At 54.1% G+C, this 15399-nt stretch carries 16 protein-coding genes and 1 other annotated feature; of the genes, 6 read left to right on the top strand and 10 right to left on the bottom strand.

Annotation, left to right across the window (positions count from 1 at the left end; translation table 11 throughout):
* Nucleotides 1-72 precede the first annotated feature (72 nt).
* Nucleotides 73-660 (top strand): YSC84-related protein, encoded by a 588-nt coding sequence (locus MUU47_RS17430; protein WP_258989419.1) that lies wholly within the window; start codon nt 73-75, stop codon nt 658-660.
* Nucleotides 661-805: 145 nt separating this feature from the next.
* On the opposite strand, the gene MUU47_RS17425 is transcribed toward MUU47_RS17430, so the two are convergent.
* On the bottom strand, nt 806-1753 hold the full coding sequence (locus tag MUU47_RS17425) for a quinone oxidoreductase family protein (protein WP_258989418.1): 948 nt from the start codon (nt 1751-1753) through the stop codon (nt 806-808).
* A 75-nt stretch (nt 1754-1828) separates the two neighbouring features.
* Between MUU47_RS17425 and MUU47_RS17420 the strand changes: the two genes are divergently transcribed.
* Nucleotides 1829-2299 carry a MarR family winged helix-turn-helix transcriptional regulator gene (locus MUU47_RS17420; RefSeq protein WP_258989417.1) on the top strand — a complete coding sequence of 157 codons (471 nt, stop codon included), beginning with the start codon at nt 1829-1831 and terminating at the stop codon, nt 2297-2299.
* A gap of 16 nt (nt 2300-2315) precedes the next feature.
* Here the strand turns inward: MUU47_RS17420 and trpA are convergent, their stop codons facing one another.
* Genes trpA through MUU47_RS17395 form a run of 5 tightly spaced genes read right to left on the bottom strand, consistent with a single transcriptional unit; the run spans nt 2316 to nt 8848 of the window.
* On the bottom strand, nt 2316-3125 hold the full coding sequence (gene trpA, locus MUU47_RS17415; RefSeq protein WP_258989416.1) for a tryptophan synthase subunit alpha: 810 nt from the start codon (nt 3123-3125) through the stop codon (nt 2316-2318).
* Nucleotides 3125-4318: a tryptophan synthase subunit beta gene (gene trpB, locus MUU47_RS17410; RefSeq protein WP_258989415.1), complete on the bottom strand. Its 1194-nt coding sequence runs from the start codon at nt 4316-4318 to the stop codon at nt 3125-3127. Before trpB ends, trpA begins: the two co-directional genes overlap by 1 nt.
* A gap of 10 nt (nt 4319-4328) precedes the next feature.
* Entirely contained in the window at nt 4329-5687 is a 1359-nt protein-coding gene (gene trpCF / locus MUU47_RS17405; protein WP_258989414.1) for a bifunctional indole-3-glycerol-phosphate synthase TrpC/phosphoribosylanthranilate isomerase TrpF, read from the bottom strand.
* Nucleotides 5688-5690: 3 nt separating this feature from the next.
* A complete protein-coding gene (gene trpD / locus MUU47_RS17400; protein ID WP_258989413.1) occupies nt 5691-7286 on the bottom strand; it encodes a bifunctional anthranilate synthase glutamate amidotransferase component TrpG/anthranilate phosphoribosyltransferase TrpD in 1596 nt (531 codons plus the stop codon).
* On the bottom strand, nt 7286-8848 hold the full coding sequence (locus tag MUU47_RS17395; protein ID WP_258989412.1) for an anthranilate synthase component 1: 1563 nt from the start codon (nt 8846-8848) through the stop codon (nt 7286-7288). Before MUU47_RS17395 ends, trpD begins: the two co-directional genes overlap by 1 nt.
* A gap of 34 nt (nt 8849-8882) precedes the next feature.
* Nucleotides 8883-8977: a sequence feature (Trp leader region), on the bottom strand.
* A gap of 173 nt (nt 8978-9150) precedes the next feature.
* Here MUU47_RS17395 and rnm point away from each other — a divergent pair.
* Entirely contained in the window at nt 9151-10035 is an 885-nt protein-coding gene (rnm, locus tag MUU47_RS17390) for an RNase RNM (RefSeq protein ID WP_258989411.1), read from the top strand.
* Nucleotides 10032-10652, top strand: coding sequence for an L-threonylcarbamoyladenylate synthase (locus MUU47_RS17385; RefSeq protein ID WP_159758822.1), 621 nt, complete (start codon nt 10032-10034; stop codon nt 10650-10652). The genes rnm and MUU47_RS17385 overlap by 4 nt, the downstream gene beginning before the upstream one ends.
* Nucleotides 10653-10750: 98 nt before the next feature.
* On the opposite strand, the gene MUU47_RS17380 is transcribed toward MUU47_RS17385, so the two are convergent.
* Complete coding sequence (locus MUU47_RS17380; protein ID WP_258990543.1) at nt 10751-11158, bottom strand: DUF2000 family protein; 408 nt, start codon at nt 11156-11158, stop codon at nt 10751-10753.
* A gap of 58 nt (nt 11159-11216) precedes the next feature.
* A complete protein-coding gene (locus MUU47_RS17375) occupies nt 11217-12071 on the bottom strand; it encodes an AraC family transcriptional regulator (RefSeq protein WP_258989410.1) in 855 nt (284 codons plus the stop codon).
* A gap of 333 nt (nt 12072-12404) precedes the next feature.
* Here MUU47_RS17375 and MUU47_RS17370 point away from each other — a divergent pair, with 333 nt between their 5' ends.
* Nucleotides 12405-14051: a tyrosine-type recombinase/integrase gene (locus MUU47_RS17370; RefSeq protein WP_258989407.1), complete on the top strand. Its 1647-nt coding sequence runs from the start codon at nt 12405-12407 to the stop codon at nt 14049-14051.
* A gap of 92 nt (nt 14052-14143) precedes the next feature.
* Nucleotides 14144-14683 (top strand): GNAT family N-acetyltransferase, encoded by a 540-nt coding sequence (locus MUU47_RS17365; RefSeq protein WP_258989405.1) that lies wholly within the window; start codon nt 14144-14146, stop codon nt 14681-14683.
* A 94-nt stretch (nt 14684-14777) separates the two neighbouring features.
* Here the strand turns inward: MUU47_RS17365 and MUU47_RS17360 are convergent, their stop codons facing one another.
* Together MUU47_RS17360 and MUU47_RS17355 are read right to left on the bottom strand one after the other, a co-directional pair.
* On the bottom strand, nt 14778-15059 hold the full coding sequence (locus MUU47_RS17360; protein ID WP_258989404.1) for a hypothetical protein: 282 nt from the start codon (nt 15057-15059) through the stop codon (nt 14778-14780).
* Complete coding sequence (locus MUU47_RS17355) at nt 15056-15265, bottom strand: hypothetical protein (RefSeq protein ID WP_258989403.1); 210 nt, start codon at nt 15263-15265, stop codon at nt 15056-15058. The genes MUU47_RS17360 and MUU47_RS17355 overlap by 4 nt, the downstream gene beginning before the upstream one ends.
* Nucleotides 15266-15399 lie beyond the last annotated feature (134 nt).

The raw sequence follows: 15399 nt of genomic DNA, 5'->3' as shown, positions 1-15399 counted from the left end.
TACCGCTTCGCTCGCATCTGTCCGCATTCTGCCTAAAATAACGCGCTCAATTATTAGACGCAGATGTTAACGATGAAACTTAAATCTCTCTTTCTTATTTTGGCACTCGTTATTGCCGGTTGCAGTGCCAGCGGCGACACCGCCCGCGAACAGCGTGCCACCATTCAAAAAATGCGCACCGACACCTTAACCCAGCTGTATAACCTGCATCCTGAAGCACGCAGCGATATTCAGCACTCTACAGGTTACGCGGTCTTCTCCAGCAACAGCAGCAAGATTTTCGTGGTTGGTTTCGGCGGCGGGTACGGCGTCGTGAAAGATCTGCATACCGGCAAAGATACCTATATGAAAGTAGCGCAGGGCGGTGCGGGCGTTGGCGTGGGTATCAAACAGCTGAGTACCGTTATCGTCTTCCACGACAGCAAATCCCTAAATAAATTTATTACCGATGGCTACGTTGTTGGCGCAGATGCGAACGCGGCAGCGAAGTATGACGACAAAGGGGCTGGTACCGGCGCATCAGCGAGCGGCGTAGCGACTGACGCACAGTCTTTGCCGTCTAAAGTCAGCGTGTACGAAATCACTGAGAAAGGCCTGGCGGCGCAGGCGATGCTCAACGGCTATAAATACTGGCCGGATGACGACCTGAACAAAAAGTAAAAAAAGCCCGCGCAAGCGGGCAAGTCATACTGGAAGCAATGTGAGCAATGTCGTACCGAATACCTGAGTGATTCGCTCAACTACTCGGTATTGAGAAAGATAATACTTCTCATTAAGAACTTCAACCCCTTCTTTTTTGGGGATGTTATGTGATGAGAAAGACGGTCCGGTTCTGGCTGTTATCCTGCGGCCAGGCCTGAGCGACATCAGCTAACGGCACCGTCTTATGGGCAATGGTAAATTTCCCGGCGACGGCGGCCTGCAGCATTTCTCCTGTAGCCTGCACTAGCTGGGGCAGGGAAAGGCTGCCAATCCCGCTGCCCATCAGTTGAATCGGTGATGAGCGCAGCACCGCGCCGGGCAACGTAATCTCGTGACCTGCAAGCGATCCGACCTGCACATAGCGCACCGGAGCACGACCGGGCGTATGTTTTGCCAGCGCGTAAAGCAGACGTTCTGCGCTATTTCCCCACAAATAATCGACCACCACATCAATTTGCTCCGATGCGTGCGCGGCGAATGCCGCATTCTGCAGATCATCTTCTTCGGTCAACAATACGGTGGCGTCGGCCCCGAGACTGGCGAGTGCGTCTGCATTGCGCCCGGTGGCGATAATTTTCTGCGCACCCAGATAGCGTGCGATTTGCACCGCAAGCTGTCCAGCGCTTCCCGTCGCACCGTTAATCAACACGGTTTCACTGGCGTTGAATCCGGCCCGATTAACCAGCGCCGCCCAGGCCGACATTCCCGGATTAGCCATTGCGGCAGCGGTCGCATCGTCCAGACCATCGGGGAGCGGCAAGCAATGGGCGATATCAACGGGCGCAAATTGCGCCATGCTTCCCCACGGCGTAGGCGGGAACACGAAATAAACGCGCTTTCCCTCCGGGGTGACGCCGGTGCCGTCGATCCCGGCGATAAAGGGTAGTGTGCCATCGAAGCTGTAATGTTTGCCTGAGGCTCGGCTTTTCACCACATGGCTAATTGCTGAGGCGGAAATCTTAATCAGTTGTTGTTTTTCTCCGGCAACCGGCAACGCGAAATCGCTGTATACCGGGCCGTTAGCAGGATCGAAAACCACGGCTGCTTTCATAAACTTTCTCCTTAAACAAGATATGTGTAATATGCACGTATTGGATAATGGCACTGTACGCCGGGATGATATTATATGCAATATGCACATAAAAAAATTGATGTGACCGATTTTCACGGCGCGCTGCTGGATATCATCAGCGTGATGAACCATCCGCAGCGGGATGAAGCGCTGCTGGCGGCGGCAAACGTGAAGCTCGATCAGGCGCTGTTTCCGCTGTTGGTGACTATCGGACGCTATAGTCCATCGGGTGTGGTGGAGCTTGCCGACAGGCTTGGTCGGGATTACACCACCGTGAGTCGGCAGGTGAAGCGGCTAGAGGCGTTGGGATTAGCGCAGAAGCAGCCCGCCGAGCGTGACAAACGGATCAGCGAAGTGACGCTGTCGGAACAGGGAAAGGCCTTAACCCACAGTATTGATGACGCCAGACAGACGTTGATGAACCGGATTTTTGCCGGGTGGCCGGAAGAGGAAATTAGCGAGTTGTTTCGACTGGTGCGCAAATACGCGGACGTGGTGAAAAAGGAAACGCCATCTGGCGAATAACCAGACGGCGTTAAGATTATGCGCGGCGGGTGGCTGCCTTCATGTTCTGCACGAAGGTTTTCAGTTCCGCCAGCATCGTGGTCGGATTATCGAGGTTCTTCTCAATAATTTTCACAATCGCTGAGCCGGAAATCGCGCCTGCAGCACCGGCCCCAACTGACGCCGTCACCTGGTCCGGGGAGGAAATACCAAAGCCCTGCAACGGAGGCGCGGCGTGGTATTCGGTCAGTTTTTCAATCAGATGATGCAACGGCAGCGCGGCGCGGTTTTCCGCACCGGTTACGCCCGCACGGGACAGCAGGTAAGTGTATCCGCGACCGTGGGAGGCAATCTGGCGCAGCAAATCGTCATCGGCGTTTGGCGGGCAGATGAAGATCGGTGCCACGTTATGACGCATCGCCGCCTGACGGAACTCCGTCGACTCTTCTACAGGGACATCCGCCACCAGCACGGAATCCACGCCCACCCGTGCGCACTCCGCGTAAAACGCATCAATGCCGCGGTTAAAGACCAAGTTGGCATACATCAGCAGGCCAATCGGAATGGTCGGGTGTTTCTGACGAATGGCGGCCAGCATTTCGAAGCACTGAGTCGGCGTTACACCCGACGCAAACGCCCGCAGCGTGGCGTCCTGAATCGTCGGGCCATCGGCCAGCGGGTCGGAGAAAGGAATGCCCAGCTCCAGCGCGTCGGCACCGGCTTCAATCAGGGTATCAATGATTCTCAGCGACTGTTCCGGGTTCGGATCTCCCAGCGTAACGAAGGGAACAAACGCGCCTTCCTTGCGGTTTTTCAGCTCAGCAAACAGGTTGTCATAGCGTTCCATCAGATTTCCCCTCGCGCTTTCAGAATGTCATGTACGGTGAAAATGTCTTTATCGCCGCGACCGGAGAGGTTAACCACCAGCAGCTGCTCTTTTTCAGGGTTCTCGCGCATCATTTTCAGCGCATGGGCCAGGGCGTGAGAAGACTCCAGCGCCGGGATGATACCTTCGTGACGGCTCAGCGCTTTAAATGCGTCCAGCGCTTCGTTATCCGTAATCGACACATACTCCGCGCGGCCGATGCTGTTCAGGAACGCGTGCTGTGGTCCTACGGAGGGGAAATCCAGTCCGGCAGAAATAGAATAAGATTCTTCAATCTGGCCTTCTTCGGTCTGCATCATCGGCGATTTCATGCCGAAGTAGATGCCAACGCGACCGTGTTTTAACGGCGCGCCATGCTCACCGGTTTCAATTCCGTGCCCGCCAGGCTCAACGCCAATCAGGCCGACGGAGGTGTCGTCGATGAAATCAGCAAACATACCGATGGCGTTAGATCCGCCGCCGACACAGGCGATGACGGCGTCGGGCAGACGACCTTCACGCTCCTGAATCTGCACTTTGGTTTCTTCGCCGATCATGCGCTGGAATTCGCGCACGATGGTCGGGAACGGGTGCGGGCCAGCGGCGGTGCCGAGCATGTAGTGCGCGGTTTCGTAGCTGCCAGACCAGTCACGCAGCGCCTCATTACAGGCATCTTTCAGCGTGGCTGAACCGCTGTGTACCGGGATCACTTCTGCGCCCATCAGACGCATACGGAATACGTTAGGCGACTGGCGCTCAATGTCTTTGGCACCCATATAGATGCGGCATTTCAGGCCGAGGAGGGCGCACGCCAGAGCAGAGGCCACGCCGTGCTGACCGGCACCGGTTTCTGCGATGATTTCGGTTTTACCCATGCGCTTGGCTAACAGCGCCTGACCCAACACCTGGTTAGTTTTGTGCGCGCCGCCGTGCAGCAGGTCTTCACGCTTGAGGTACAGCGTGGTTTTGGTGCCTTCGGTCAGGTTCTGACATTTGGTCAGCGCCGTTGGGCGACCGGCATAGTTCTTCAGCAGGTCGGTGAACTGCGCCTGAAATTCCGGATCCTTCTGCGCGCTCACGAACGCTTCTTCCAGCTGGCGCAGGGCAGGCATCAGGATTTGCGGCACGTACATGCCGCCAAATTCACCAAAGTACGGGTTCAGTAATGTATTCATGTCCATTTCCTTAATATGCGCGCAGCGTCTGAAAGACCGAGGCCAGTTTACTGGCATCTTTAATGCCCGGTTCAGACTCTACGCCAGAATTGAAATCGAGCCCCGCGCAGCCGCTTTTCGCCGCATCTACACAGTTATCGGGGCTAAGGCCGCCAGCCAGCAGGACGTTACTTAAGTCCTGACCGTTGAGCAGCGACCAGTCGAAACGTTGTCCGCTGCCGCCCTGGCCGTTATCCAGCACGTATTTGTCGACGTGATTCAGGTTACGGGCAGGGAGGGAATCTTTGACGCTCAGCGCTTTCCAGATTTGCACGTGTGCGGGCAGGGCCGCGCGAAGTTCATCGATATAGGCCTGGTCTTCGTTACCGTGCAGCTGAACTGCGGCCAGTGACAGGCTTTCGACTTTCGCTGCCACTTCGCTAATGGCGGTATCACGGAAAACGCCAACGTAGCTCAGCGGTGCGCTGTTGATAACGTCACGCGCCTGGGTTTCATCCACAAAACGTGGTGAAGAAGGCACAAAAATCAGTCCACCGAATACCGCACCGGCTTCATACGCCGCCTGTGCATCCTGGGCGCGGGTTAAACCACAAACTTTGTTTTCACCCAGCAGTACGCGGCGCACGGCAGCATTCAAATCATCGTGTGACATCATCGCCGAGCCAATCAGGAAACCGTTGGCAAAGTGGCTCAGTTCGCGCACCTGACCGTAGGTATTGATGCCGGATTCGCTGATCACCGTCACGCCTGCGCCTAAACGTGGCGCCAGCTGGCGGGTGCGATTGAGATCAATGGAGAGGTCACGCAGGTCACGGTTATTGATACCGACGACTTTGGCGTTAAGCGCGATGGCGCGCTCCAGTTCTTCTTCGTTACTCACTTCGGTCAACACGCCCATGCGCAGGCTGTGCGCCACCGCAGAAAGCTGGCGGTACTCGTCATCGTCGAGTACGGACAGCATCAGCAGGCAGGCGTCGGCCTGATAATGACGTGCGAGGTAAATCTGGTACGGGTCGACGATGAAGTCTTTGCACAGGATTGGCTGCGGCGCGATGCCGCTGACAATGGGCAGGAAATCGAAGCTGCCCTGGAAATACTTTTCATCAGTCAGGACGGAAATCGCCGACGCATAGTGTTTGTAAATTCCCGCGATACGTGCCGGGTCGAAGTCTTCGCGGATCACCCCTTTAGACGGGGACGCTTTTTTGCACTCCAGAATGAAGGCGGTACGTGCGCCTTGCAATGCGTCGTAGAAATGACGCGTGCTTGGCTGGATCTCATTCTGAAAACTGGCTAACGGTTGCTGCACTTTACGGGCATCGACCCAGATGCGTTTATCAGCAACGATTTTAGCTAAAACGGTCTGCATTTCTTATCCTCTTGCCGCTAATGCGGTCACGCGATCGTAGGCTGCACCACTGTGCAAGACATCCAGCACCTGTTGCACGTTGGCTTTTAAATCTTCATGGCCGTGAAGGCGCATCAGCATGGCGACGTTGGCGGAGACAGCGGCCTCGTGGGCGGCTTCACCTTTACCTTGTAGCAAGCGTGAAAGAATGTCACGGTTTTCTTCCGGCGTGCCGCCAGCCAGCTGTTCCTGGTGATAAGGTGTCAAACCAAAGTCATCGGCGGTCAGTTGATAGCTTTGAATCTCTCCGTCTTTAAGCTCGGCAACCACGGTCGGCGCATGCAATGAAACTTCATCCATGCCGCCGCTGTGAACCACCGCCGCACGCTGGTATCCGAGCACGCGCAGGGTTTCGGCAATCGGAAGCACCAGCTCCGGACTATATACGCCAATTAGCGCAATCGGTGGGTGCGCCGGGTTGATAAGCGGCCCAAGCACGTTAAACAAGGTACGGGTTTTTAACTGCTGACGAACCGGCATGGCGTGGCGGAAACCGGTGTGGTATTTCGGTGCGAACAGGAAACACACGCCCAGTTCATCCAGGGCTTCTCGCGATTTCTCGGCATTCATCTCCAGATTGATACCGAAGGCGGCCAGTAAATCGGACGAACCGGATTTGCTCGACACGCTGCGGTTGCCGTGCTTCGCTACTTTCAGGCCACACGCCGCCGCCACAAAGGCGCTGGCGGTGGAAATATTGATGCTGTTGCTGCCGTCACCGCCGGTGCCAACGATATCGGCAAACGGATAATCCGGACGCGGGAACGGTGCCGCGTTTTCCAGCAGGGCGGTAGCGGCCCCGGCGATTTCCTGCGGCTGCTCACCGCGAACTTTCATGCTCACCAGCGCGGCGGCCAGCTGTTCTGGTTTCACTTCTCCGCGTACGACGGCAGAAAACAGCTGGTGGCTTTCCGGCTGAGTCAGGGTTTGTGCCTGATACAGTTTTTCCAGAATCGGTTGCAGGGTGTTAGCCGGTTCGAGTTTCTGTAAAGCCCATTCCAGGGTCTGTTCCAGCAGGCGTGCGCCGTGGCTGGTCAGAATTGATTCGGGGTGGAACTGGAAACCGACGACGCGGTCGGCGTCGTGACGCACCGCCATCACCATGCCGTTAAAGCTGGCGTTGATGGTCAGCCCGGCAGGGATATTGCTCCCAACCAGTGAGTGGTAACGCGCGACCGGCAGCGGATTGGCAAGCCCGGCGAACATCGCCTGACCGTCGTGCTCAATGCTGGAGGCTTTACCATGCAGGATTTCGCCCGCCTGACCGACATAACCGCCGTAGGCTTCGACAATCGCCTGATGTCCCAGACAGATGCCAATAATCGGTAGTTTGCCGCGCAGACGGGTCAGCAGTTCAGGCATACAGCCCGCTTCAGACGGCGCGCCCGGGCCTGGCGATAGCATCAGCACCGGGTTATCCATGGTTTCCAGACGTTCAATCAGGGTCTGAGCCGGGACGTGGTTACGATAAATCACCACGTTATGCCCGCTGGCACGCAGCTGGTCTGCCAGGTTGTAAGTAAAGGAGTCGATATTGTCGAGCAGCAGAATGTCAGCCATTAGAAAATCTCCTTCGCGTGGTGGGCCTGGGCAATGGCGCGCAGTACCGCGCGAGCTTTATTACGGGTTTCATCTGCTTCGGACTGCGGCACGGAATCAAGCACCACACCAGCGCCCGCCTGGACGGTGGCAATGCCGTTTTCAACAAAAGCGGAGCGGATAACAATACAGGTATCGAGGTCGCCGTGGGCGGTAAAGTAGCCCACGGCGCCACCGTAGCTGCCGCGACGTTCGCCTTCAGCCGCCGCGATAAGCTGCATGGCGCGGACTTTCGGTGCGCCGCTCAGCGTGCCCATATTCATGCAGGCGCGGTAGGCGTGCAGCACGTCCAGATCCTGACGCAGTTCGCCGACTACGCGGGACACCAGGTGCATGACGAAGGAGTAACGGTCCACTTTGGTGAGGTCCGCTACGTAGCGGCTGCCCGGGGTACAAATGCGTGCCAGGTCGTTACGCGCTAAATCTACCAGCATCAGATGCTCGGAAAGCTCTTTGTGGTCAGTACGCATTTCAAGTTCAATGCGGCTGTCGAGGTCACGATCGAGCGAACCGTCGGCGCGGCGACCACGCGGGCGGGTCCCGGCAATCGGGTAAATTTCAATCTGACGGTTGCTGGCATCATATTTCAGCGAGCTTTCCGGCGAGGCGCCGAACAGGCTGAAATCGTTATCCTGCATGAAGAACATATACGGGCTTGGGTTACTCTTCTTCAGCACGTCATATGCCGCCAGCGGCGACGGGCAAGGCAGAGAGAAGCGGCGGGACGGCACGACCTGGAAAATCTCCCCGGCACGAATGGCACGCTGCATTTTACGTACCACGGCGCCGTACTCGTCATCGCTCTGGTTTACTTCGGTTTTCATCTGCTCAATTTTGGTCACCGGCAGCGGCAGAGGTGGCTCATTGAGCTGCTGGCGAAGCTGTGCCACACGCTGGATCAGACGCTGTTTCTCAGTTTCCAGAGGCGTGAACAGGCTCGCCTGAATGCGGGTGGTTTTGGTCTGATGGTCAATAACCAGCAACGTTTCCGCTAAGTAGAAGCAGTAATCAGGGCAGGAGGTGTCGCTGTTGAGCTGCGGCAAATCCTCAAAACCGGCGACCAGGTCGTAAGCAAACAGGCCGCCGAAGAACATCGCTTCGCGCTCGTCAACCGGGACGGTAACCAGCGTTTGCAGCAGGCGGAAGGCATCGAACACCGACAGCGAACACAGGCGTGCGTCTTCATCGAGCAGGTTGCTCACTGCCGGGAAGTGCAGGATGCGGCCATTCGGCTGACGCTGATTGTCGATGCCGGAAGGCAGGGCGGCGTCGAGTAAATCCAGCAGCGCCGCGCCGTTGTCAGAAAGTGCCTGAATAGTGACGGTGTCACCTAAAGCGGTGATGCGCAGCGCGCTGTCGACTAACAGCAGGCTTTTTAAATCGTCTTTGCTGTCGATATCCGCCGATTCCAGCAGCAGGGTCGCCGGACGGGCGCCGCACAGTTGGTGGAACAGCGCGGTCGGGTTTTCCCGGTAAATCGCGTCACTGGTCAGAAGTTCGAGCGCGGGTTTTTGTGTTTGCATTATCGTTCTCACCATCTCGGATATGTTTTTATTCAAAAAAAAGCCCGCTCATTGGCGGGCCTGGTATCTGTGTGTCTTATGCAGACGCGTAGCTACAGCCCGATATCAGGTTGTACGCCACCAGCCACGCAGAGTGAAAGAAAAATGTGTCATCGCAGATACCTCGTTGTGTGAACTTGCGTACTAGTTAACTAGTCCGAGGGGGCAAAGTCAACCCCTGATTTCAGAAATTCATTCAGTAAGGCTATGATGGGCGCCGTCAAACCCAAAAATGATAGTGATAACTGAACACCGGAGTGATTTTGAGCGACCATCCCTACGCCGTGATTTACGACCTGCACAGCCACACCACCGCCTCTGATGGCCGCTTGACGCCTGAGGAACTGGTGCATCGTGCGCTGGAAATGCGCGTGGGTACGTTGGCGATTACCGATCACGATACCGTGGCGGCCATCCCCGCCGCGCGGGCCGAAATCGCCCGTGCCGGATTACCGCTTGAACTGATTACCGGAGTGGAAATTTCCACCGTCTGGGAAAATCATGATATCCACATCGTCGGCCTGAACATTGATATTGAACACCCGGTGATGACCGCGTTTCTGGCGGAACAAACGGAACGTCGGCAGCAACGCGCTAAACTTATCGCTGAACGGCTGGAAAAAGCGCAGATCCCGGGGGCCTGGGAAGGGGCGCTGGCCCTTGCGAACGGCGGGGCGGTGACGCGTGGTCACTTTGCCCGTTTTCTGGTGGAATCAGGCAGGGCGAGCAACTTTAACGACGTGTTTAAAAAGTATCTGGCCCGCGGTAAAACCGGATACGTTCCGCCGCAGTGGTGTACAATAGATCAAGCTATTGATGTCATTCATCATTCTGGCGGCAAGGCGGTGATCGCCCATCCGGGGCGTTATAATCTTTCTGCTAAGTGGCTGAAAAGACTGTTGGCTCATTTCAGTGAATGTGGCGGCGATGCCATGGAAGTCGCCCAGTGTCAGCAGGCTCCCCACGAACGCGCGCAGCTTGCCACCTATGCGCGTCAGTACGGTTTACTGGCGTCTCAGGGCTCTGATTTTCATCAGCCCTGTCCGTGGATAGAACTCGGACGCAAGCTGTGGCTCCCCGCCGGGGTAGAAGGCGTGTGGCAAAGTTGGGAAAAACAGCCCCAAAAGATTAACGAGAGGGAAGTATGAGTCAGTTTTTTTATGTCCATCCGGACAACCCGCAGCAACGTCTGATTAATCAGGCCGTTGAAATTGTGCGCAAGGGCGGCGTTATCGTTTATCCCACGGATTCCGGTTATGCGCTGGGCTGCAAAATTGAAGACAAAGGCGCGATGGAACGAATCTGCCGGATTCGTCATCTGCCAGACGGCCACAACTTCACCCTGGTGTGCCGCGATCTGTCTGAAATTTCAACGTACGCCTACGTTGATAACGTGGCGTTTCGCCTGATTAAGAACAATACGCCGGGCAACTACACTTTCATCCTTAAAGGGACGAAAGAGGTGCCGCGCCGCCTGTTGCAGGAAAAGCGTAAAACCATCGGGATGCGTGTGCCGTCGAACCCGATTGCGCAGATGCTGCTGGAAGCGCTGGGCGAACCCATGCTCTCAACGTCACTGATGCTGCCGGGGAACGATTTTACTGAATCCGACCCGGAAGAAATCAAAGATCATCTGGAAAAGCAGGTTGATCTGATTATTCACGGCGGTTATCTCGGCCAGCAGCCGACCACGGTTATCGATCTCACGGACGATTCACCGGTGGTTCTGCGTGAAGGCGTGGGCGACGTGAAACCATTCATGTAAGTTATAAAAAGCGGCATTGATTGCCCGTTATCCGTGGACCGCAGGCAAATAGAAATTTTATAAGTACCGACAGCGGCTGGTGCGCTGTCGGTATCAATTTACGGATGCAGTTTCAGTCCTTTAATGACTTTATCTACAGCCTTTTTTGGCCCACGAATCGCCAGGCCCACCAGATTCAGCCGCGCGGCATCCTCCGCAAGAAACACCTCCCGGTTTGCTTGATCATGTCCCGTTGAAAACATCGCTTCAACGTAAGGCGTCAGGGTCAGTTCGCGTTCAATCCCCTTAAGATGCGCCTTTTGCAGGGCTTCCAGATCGGCTTCAAAAATCAGCATCGGTTCGCCCGCGAGTTGACCGTACTGGCGGCCAAGCCCGTCAATGTAGGGCTGGCCCAGGATTTCTGGGGCCGAGGCGGTAATGCCCGTGGCCAGAAACGCCACGACATTCAGGCGTTGCCAGACGGCTAAATCATTGCGGACGATCAGCGCATTTTTGGTGTCAAAAATCACAGGTTTTCTCCATTCGCTCTTGTTGTGAATAAACAGAATGGGAGATTTGGGGGGGTTACGATAGAACGTTTGTGCACTGGCGCTGGTAAGCAGCAGGCGAAAGGCGGTAAGCGCGCTGGAACCAGCGTCCCATATGGCTTTGGTCGGCAAACCCAACCAGCGACGCGACCTGCGCCAGGTCTTCGCCTTTAGCCAGCAACATCCTCGCCGTACGTAAACGCAGACGAACCAGCCATGCATGGGGGCTTAAGCCGAAGGTGTTTTTAAATTGACGGCTGAGCCGGAAGCGGTCGATTCCGGCCCAGGCGGCCAGCTCATCAAGCCCAATATCGCTGCCCATCCGGTCATGAAGATAATCCCGCACCTGATACATCTGACGCTGGGCATCATTCTGCGCTGACGCCGGGCGTTGACGAATATGCGTTGAAAGGAGTTCCAGCAGGTGGTCCAGGCTTTGATCGCGCGCCAGACGGCCTTCCTGGTGGTGCAGGGCAAAGAAACTCTGCTGGATGGCCTGCGTCAGCGCGATATCATCGGTCAGCGTGTTGCGAAAGGCCGAACCCAGGGCGGAAATATCGCCCAGCCCACGGGCGTCCATCATCCCGGAAAACCAGCGCTGCGGAATGTAGAGCATCGCGTACGTAAACCCCCCGGCATCCGGTGCGTGCCCATCATGCACAGCACCCGGTTCAATCAAGATAGCTCTGCCCGGAGTGCTGGTGTGCAGCGCCCGATGACAATGAAAGCGCTGCAACCCTTGCTGCGTCACGCCGAGCAGCACTTCATCGTGGTCATGCGGATCATAGGCATGGCCCTTAAAGTGCGCGCTGACGCTTTCAATGCCGGTATCGGCATCGTGCTGAAGGGTCAGCCAACTGCCAGAGTGGGGCTGCTCATGGGTGTCTTGCATTGACCTTCTCCGGTAAAACGAGAGATAATCATTATTGACATGAATGTGTGCCAGGTAAAGTTCAGCGACGTAAGCCGGGCGTCGGGAATAACGAGATGAATCATTTAGCCTAAAATTCATGTAAGATGTGCGGTCACGCAGCGCCATGCGGGTTGAGAACGGTTCACCCGGGGCGAAAAATGAGTTCTGTTGATGCGTTCAGTGTTATCTAACGTGTTGATTTTGCATATATACCAGACGCCTGGGAAGGCGAAAAACCATCTAACTAAATCAAAGTGTTAGCGTTAACTCCATGAAATGTATAACAAAGTGGGTAACGCTATGAGGAACAGAGTGTACAACAAGACTCCTCGATTCACGACAAAGCGCGGCAACGTCTACTACATCAACTTTCGACTTCCAGACGGAACATTCTTCCGTCGAAGCCTTGGCACGGATTCATTGCAAGCGGTCGAAGTTACAATGTCACGGCTTAGCGCTTACATCCCCCTCGTTCAAAGTGGTTCGCTTTCTGTCGAACAGTTCAAAATGCACATCGACGGTTTCAGAGAAGCCACACAGAGAGACTTTGATACTTATCTGTTGGACTGGCTCAGAATGGGGGTTGATGAGGCTAAACGGATGCCGGAACTTGGGCGGATGCAACGCCAGATCGATCCAGATACTGCAATCTCCCCAACTTCCAGCGTTACCGAGGCGAAAGGTCGTGCTCAAGTACATCTGAATCGTGTGTATAACGGTAATGATTCAACGGCGCGGATGTTGCTTGCCACTTTGTTTAAGAAGAAGGTTTCATTTGACCAACGTGATGTGGAACAGGCTTACGATGTAGCAGGACAGATTGATTTGCATCAGACCATGCTCCAGCAAGCCTACGATGCTTTTTATTCTGGTGATCTTGTTCGATACCGCACTTTGGTCGATGAGATGCAATTCAAACTAACAGAAGCTGAACGGCTGAAAAAGCCAGCGGCTAAAAAAGCTGTAGTGCCTACGGTTGAGCCTGAAAGTAACGATACGCCTCTGCTTTCTTCCGCGTGGAAGATGTTCACCACCGAGAAAGGAAAGGGATGGGCGGCGGCTGTTGCCAACGAAAACCAGCGTTTTTACGATGTGTTGATGTACGTTATCGGTGATCTTCCTGTCGGAGTCATCACGAAACAGCATATTCGCCAAACTTTGGAAGTGATTGAAAATCTGCCGCGAAGGAATAAGAAACCGTACTCGGAAATGACGCTTGCTGAGTGTGTGGATTTCGATGTTCCTGAAGAAGATTTGCTCAGCAGTGCCAATGTTGGGAAGCATCTCAAAATCTATTCTTCTTTTTTCAAAGTGTTCCTGAAAGATGAAAAGGATGCTTTAGAGAAAGCTCCCACGGAGGGGATCAAATACGAGGTGACAGAGAACCGACGCGGATTGTACAGCAGACCAGAGATACTCCGCCTTATTGCAACCCTGAAAACGTATTCCGATTGGCGGCGTGATTATTTCTTAACGTTAATTTATACGGGCGCTCGCCGTGGCGAGATCGCAGCTATTCGTAAAGAGCACATTCGAAAGGATGAAGAAACAGGGAGGTGGTACATTTTCATTGAAGATGGCAAAACCAAACACGCACGAAGAAGGATTCCAATTCATAGAGCGTTGGAAAAGTTACTGTTATCACGTATTAAACTGTTTAAACCTGCTGATCTTGTTTTCGGTGATTTGCCTACGTATGAGCAGATTGGGCTTGAGTGGCACGATATTATGCAAAAGTCCGAAGTACCGAAATTAAGTGAGTTTGGGAAAATGAGAAAGATCCATTCTCTTCGTCATACTTTTATATCGGAGGCTATGTCAAAAGCCTTACATCCAATCGTGCAGATTTGCGTTGGACACGCTATAACCCAAACGTTAGGTATTTCGGGAACATATACGCACCCGGAAGCTATGGCACTGGAGAAATTTCTTCCTGCCGTTGATTGCATTGACTGGTAAAGCAGCCCAACACGGAGCTTATTGGCTTCTATTGCCTTGATTTAAGTATGGGATTAAGGTGTGGCTATAATGCTTTGAAAGGATCACATACAATGTTAGAGACAAACCGTCTGATTCTCAGGCAATGGAAAGAAAGCGACTTAGAGCCATTTGCTGAACTAAATGCTGATCCTGAAGTTATGACGTATTTCCCAGCAACATTAAGTCGCGAGGAAAGTGATAATTTAGCTGGACGCTTTAAAGCGGCTATAGAACTAAATCAGGGGTGGGGGTTTTGGGCTGCTGAGTTGAAAGCAACCAAGGAATTTGTAGGTTGTGTTGGTTTGGCCCATCAACCAGATCGCTTCGATTTTTCACCCTGTATCGAAATCGGCTGGCGTTTAAGTAAAAAATTCTGGCATCAGGGGATCGCAAAAGAAGCCGCCGAAGCGACTCTCGCTTACGCATTTAATGTGCTGAAACTCTACGAGATTGTTTCATTTACCTCGATTCATAACGTTCCATCAGAAAACCTTATGAAACGGTTAGGAATGTATAAACAGGGGCATTTTTTCCATCCTGCTTTGCATCGAGGTCATCACCTGTCTGAGCACGTCCTGTATAAAATCTCGAATGTTAACGGTGGTCTTTGATGAAAAAGGGCATTGCGCCCCCTCGTCTCATTTCTATAAAGCCTGTAGCCACATCATAAGCAAATGTAGCTGGCTTCCTGTCATAGCTGGCACTTTAACCGCCTGTCCTCGTTCTACGTTGCACAGCGCGAGCGCTAAAGCCATAATGCTGCTGTTCGGCATTTCCAGATCTCCGTTGGGATTGTTGAATACGGCGGGGGCTGTCTTCCGGCAAGTTGCCAGCCTTCGCCACTTCTTCGTTTACAGCTTTTCTAAGGGAGGTTGGTAACAGGTGGCGCTGTAGCGTCGTTCCTGCCACTTTCACCGTCTGCGTATAAACACGCACGGTGGCCCCGTTCCAGATAAAACTGGTGATCGGCCCTTCCTCCTTTTTCACTCTTCTGAATCCTCTGTATTGAAGGTTTTTGCATAGGGGCAACTCTGAGCGCTCGTAACGTATGTGAACAGGTAATTGGTGTTCTCATACACACACAGCGTTTTCCCGTTCTCCGTCTGTTCCTCCTGCGGATTGGTCATCGTAATTTGTCCGGCGCGAGCCTGTAGGCTCATGAGCGCCAGCGTTAGCATAAACAAGCGTTTCATGCTCGTGGGTAATCCCCCCGAAAAACCGGTGTGTTTATAAGTAGAATTTTCTCGTAATCTGAACCGGGGAGACCTCTATGAAAAAATCACGTTTTACCGACAGCCAGATCATGGCCATTCTTAAGCAAGCTGAG

The sequence above is a fragment of the Scandinavium hiltneri genome (assembly GCF_024764835.1).
In the GTDB taxonomy this organism is placed as follows: domain Bacteria; phylum Pseudomonadota; class Gammaproteobacteria; order Enterobacterales; family Enterobacteriaceae; genus Scandinavium; species Scandinavium hiltneri.
The sequence above is the reverse complement of the archived record's forward strand: the minus strand, read 5'-3'. Positions and strand labels throughout refer to the sequence as shown.

What these genes read in the sequence shown, in the direction of transcription:
- MUU47_RS17395 (WP_258989412.1), bottom strand. Translation starts at nt 8,848, where the DNA reads ATGCAAACACAAAAACCCGCGCTCGAACTTCTGACCAGTGACGCGATT.
- MUU47_RS17425 (WP_258989418.1), bottom strand. Translation starts at nt 1,753, where the DNA reads ATGAAAGCAGCCGTGGTTTTCGATCCTGCTAACGGCCCGGTATACAGC.
- MUU47_RS17430 (WP_258989419.1), top strand. Translation starts at nt 73, where the DNA reads ATGAAACTTAAATCTCTCTTTCTTATTTTGGCACTCGTTATTGCCGGT.
- MUU47_RS17355 (WP_258989403.1), bottom strand. Translation starts at nt 15,265, where the DNA reads ATGAAACGCTTGTTTATGCTAACGCTGGCGCTCATGAGCCTACAGGCT.
- trpB (WP_258989415.1), bottom strand. Translation starts at nt 4,318, where the DNA reads ATGAATACATTACTGAACCCGTACTTTGGTGAATTTGGCGGCATGTAC.
- trpD (WP_258989413.1), bottom strand. Translation starts at nt 7,286, where the DNA reads ATGGCTGACATTCTGCTGCTCGACAATATCGACTCCTTTACTTACAAC.
- trpCF (WP_258989414.1), bottom strand. Translation starts at nt 5,687, where the DNA reads ATGCAGACCGTTTTAGCTAAAATCGTTGCTGATAAACGCATCTGGGTC.
- trpA (WP_258989416.1), bottom strand. Translation starts at nt 3,125, where the DNA reads ATGGAACGCTATGACAACCTGTTTGCTGAGCTGAAAAACCGCAAGGAA.
- MUU47_RS17365 (WP_258989405.1), top strand. Translation starts at nt 14,144, where the DNA reads ATGTTAGAGACAAACCGTCTGATTCTCAGGCAATGGAAAGAAAGCGAC.
- MUU47_RS17420 (WP_258989417.1), top strand. Translation starts at nt 1,829, where the DNA reads ATGCAATATGCACATAAAAAAATTGATGTGACCGATTTTCACGGCGCG.
- MUU47_RS17375 (WP_258989410.1), bottom strand. Translation starts at nt 12,071, where the DNA reads ATGCAAGACACCCATGAGCAGCCCCACTCTGGCAGTTGGCTGACCCTT.
- MUU47_RS17385 (WP_159758822.1), top strand. Translation starts at nt 10,032, where the DNA reads ATGAGTCAGTTTTTTTATGTCCATCCGGACAACCCGCAGCAACGTCTG.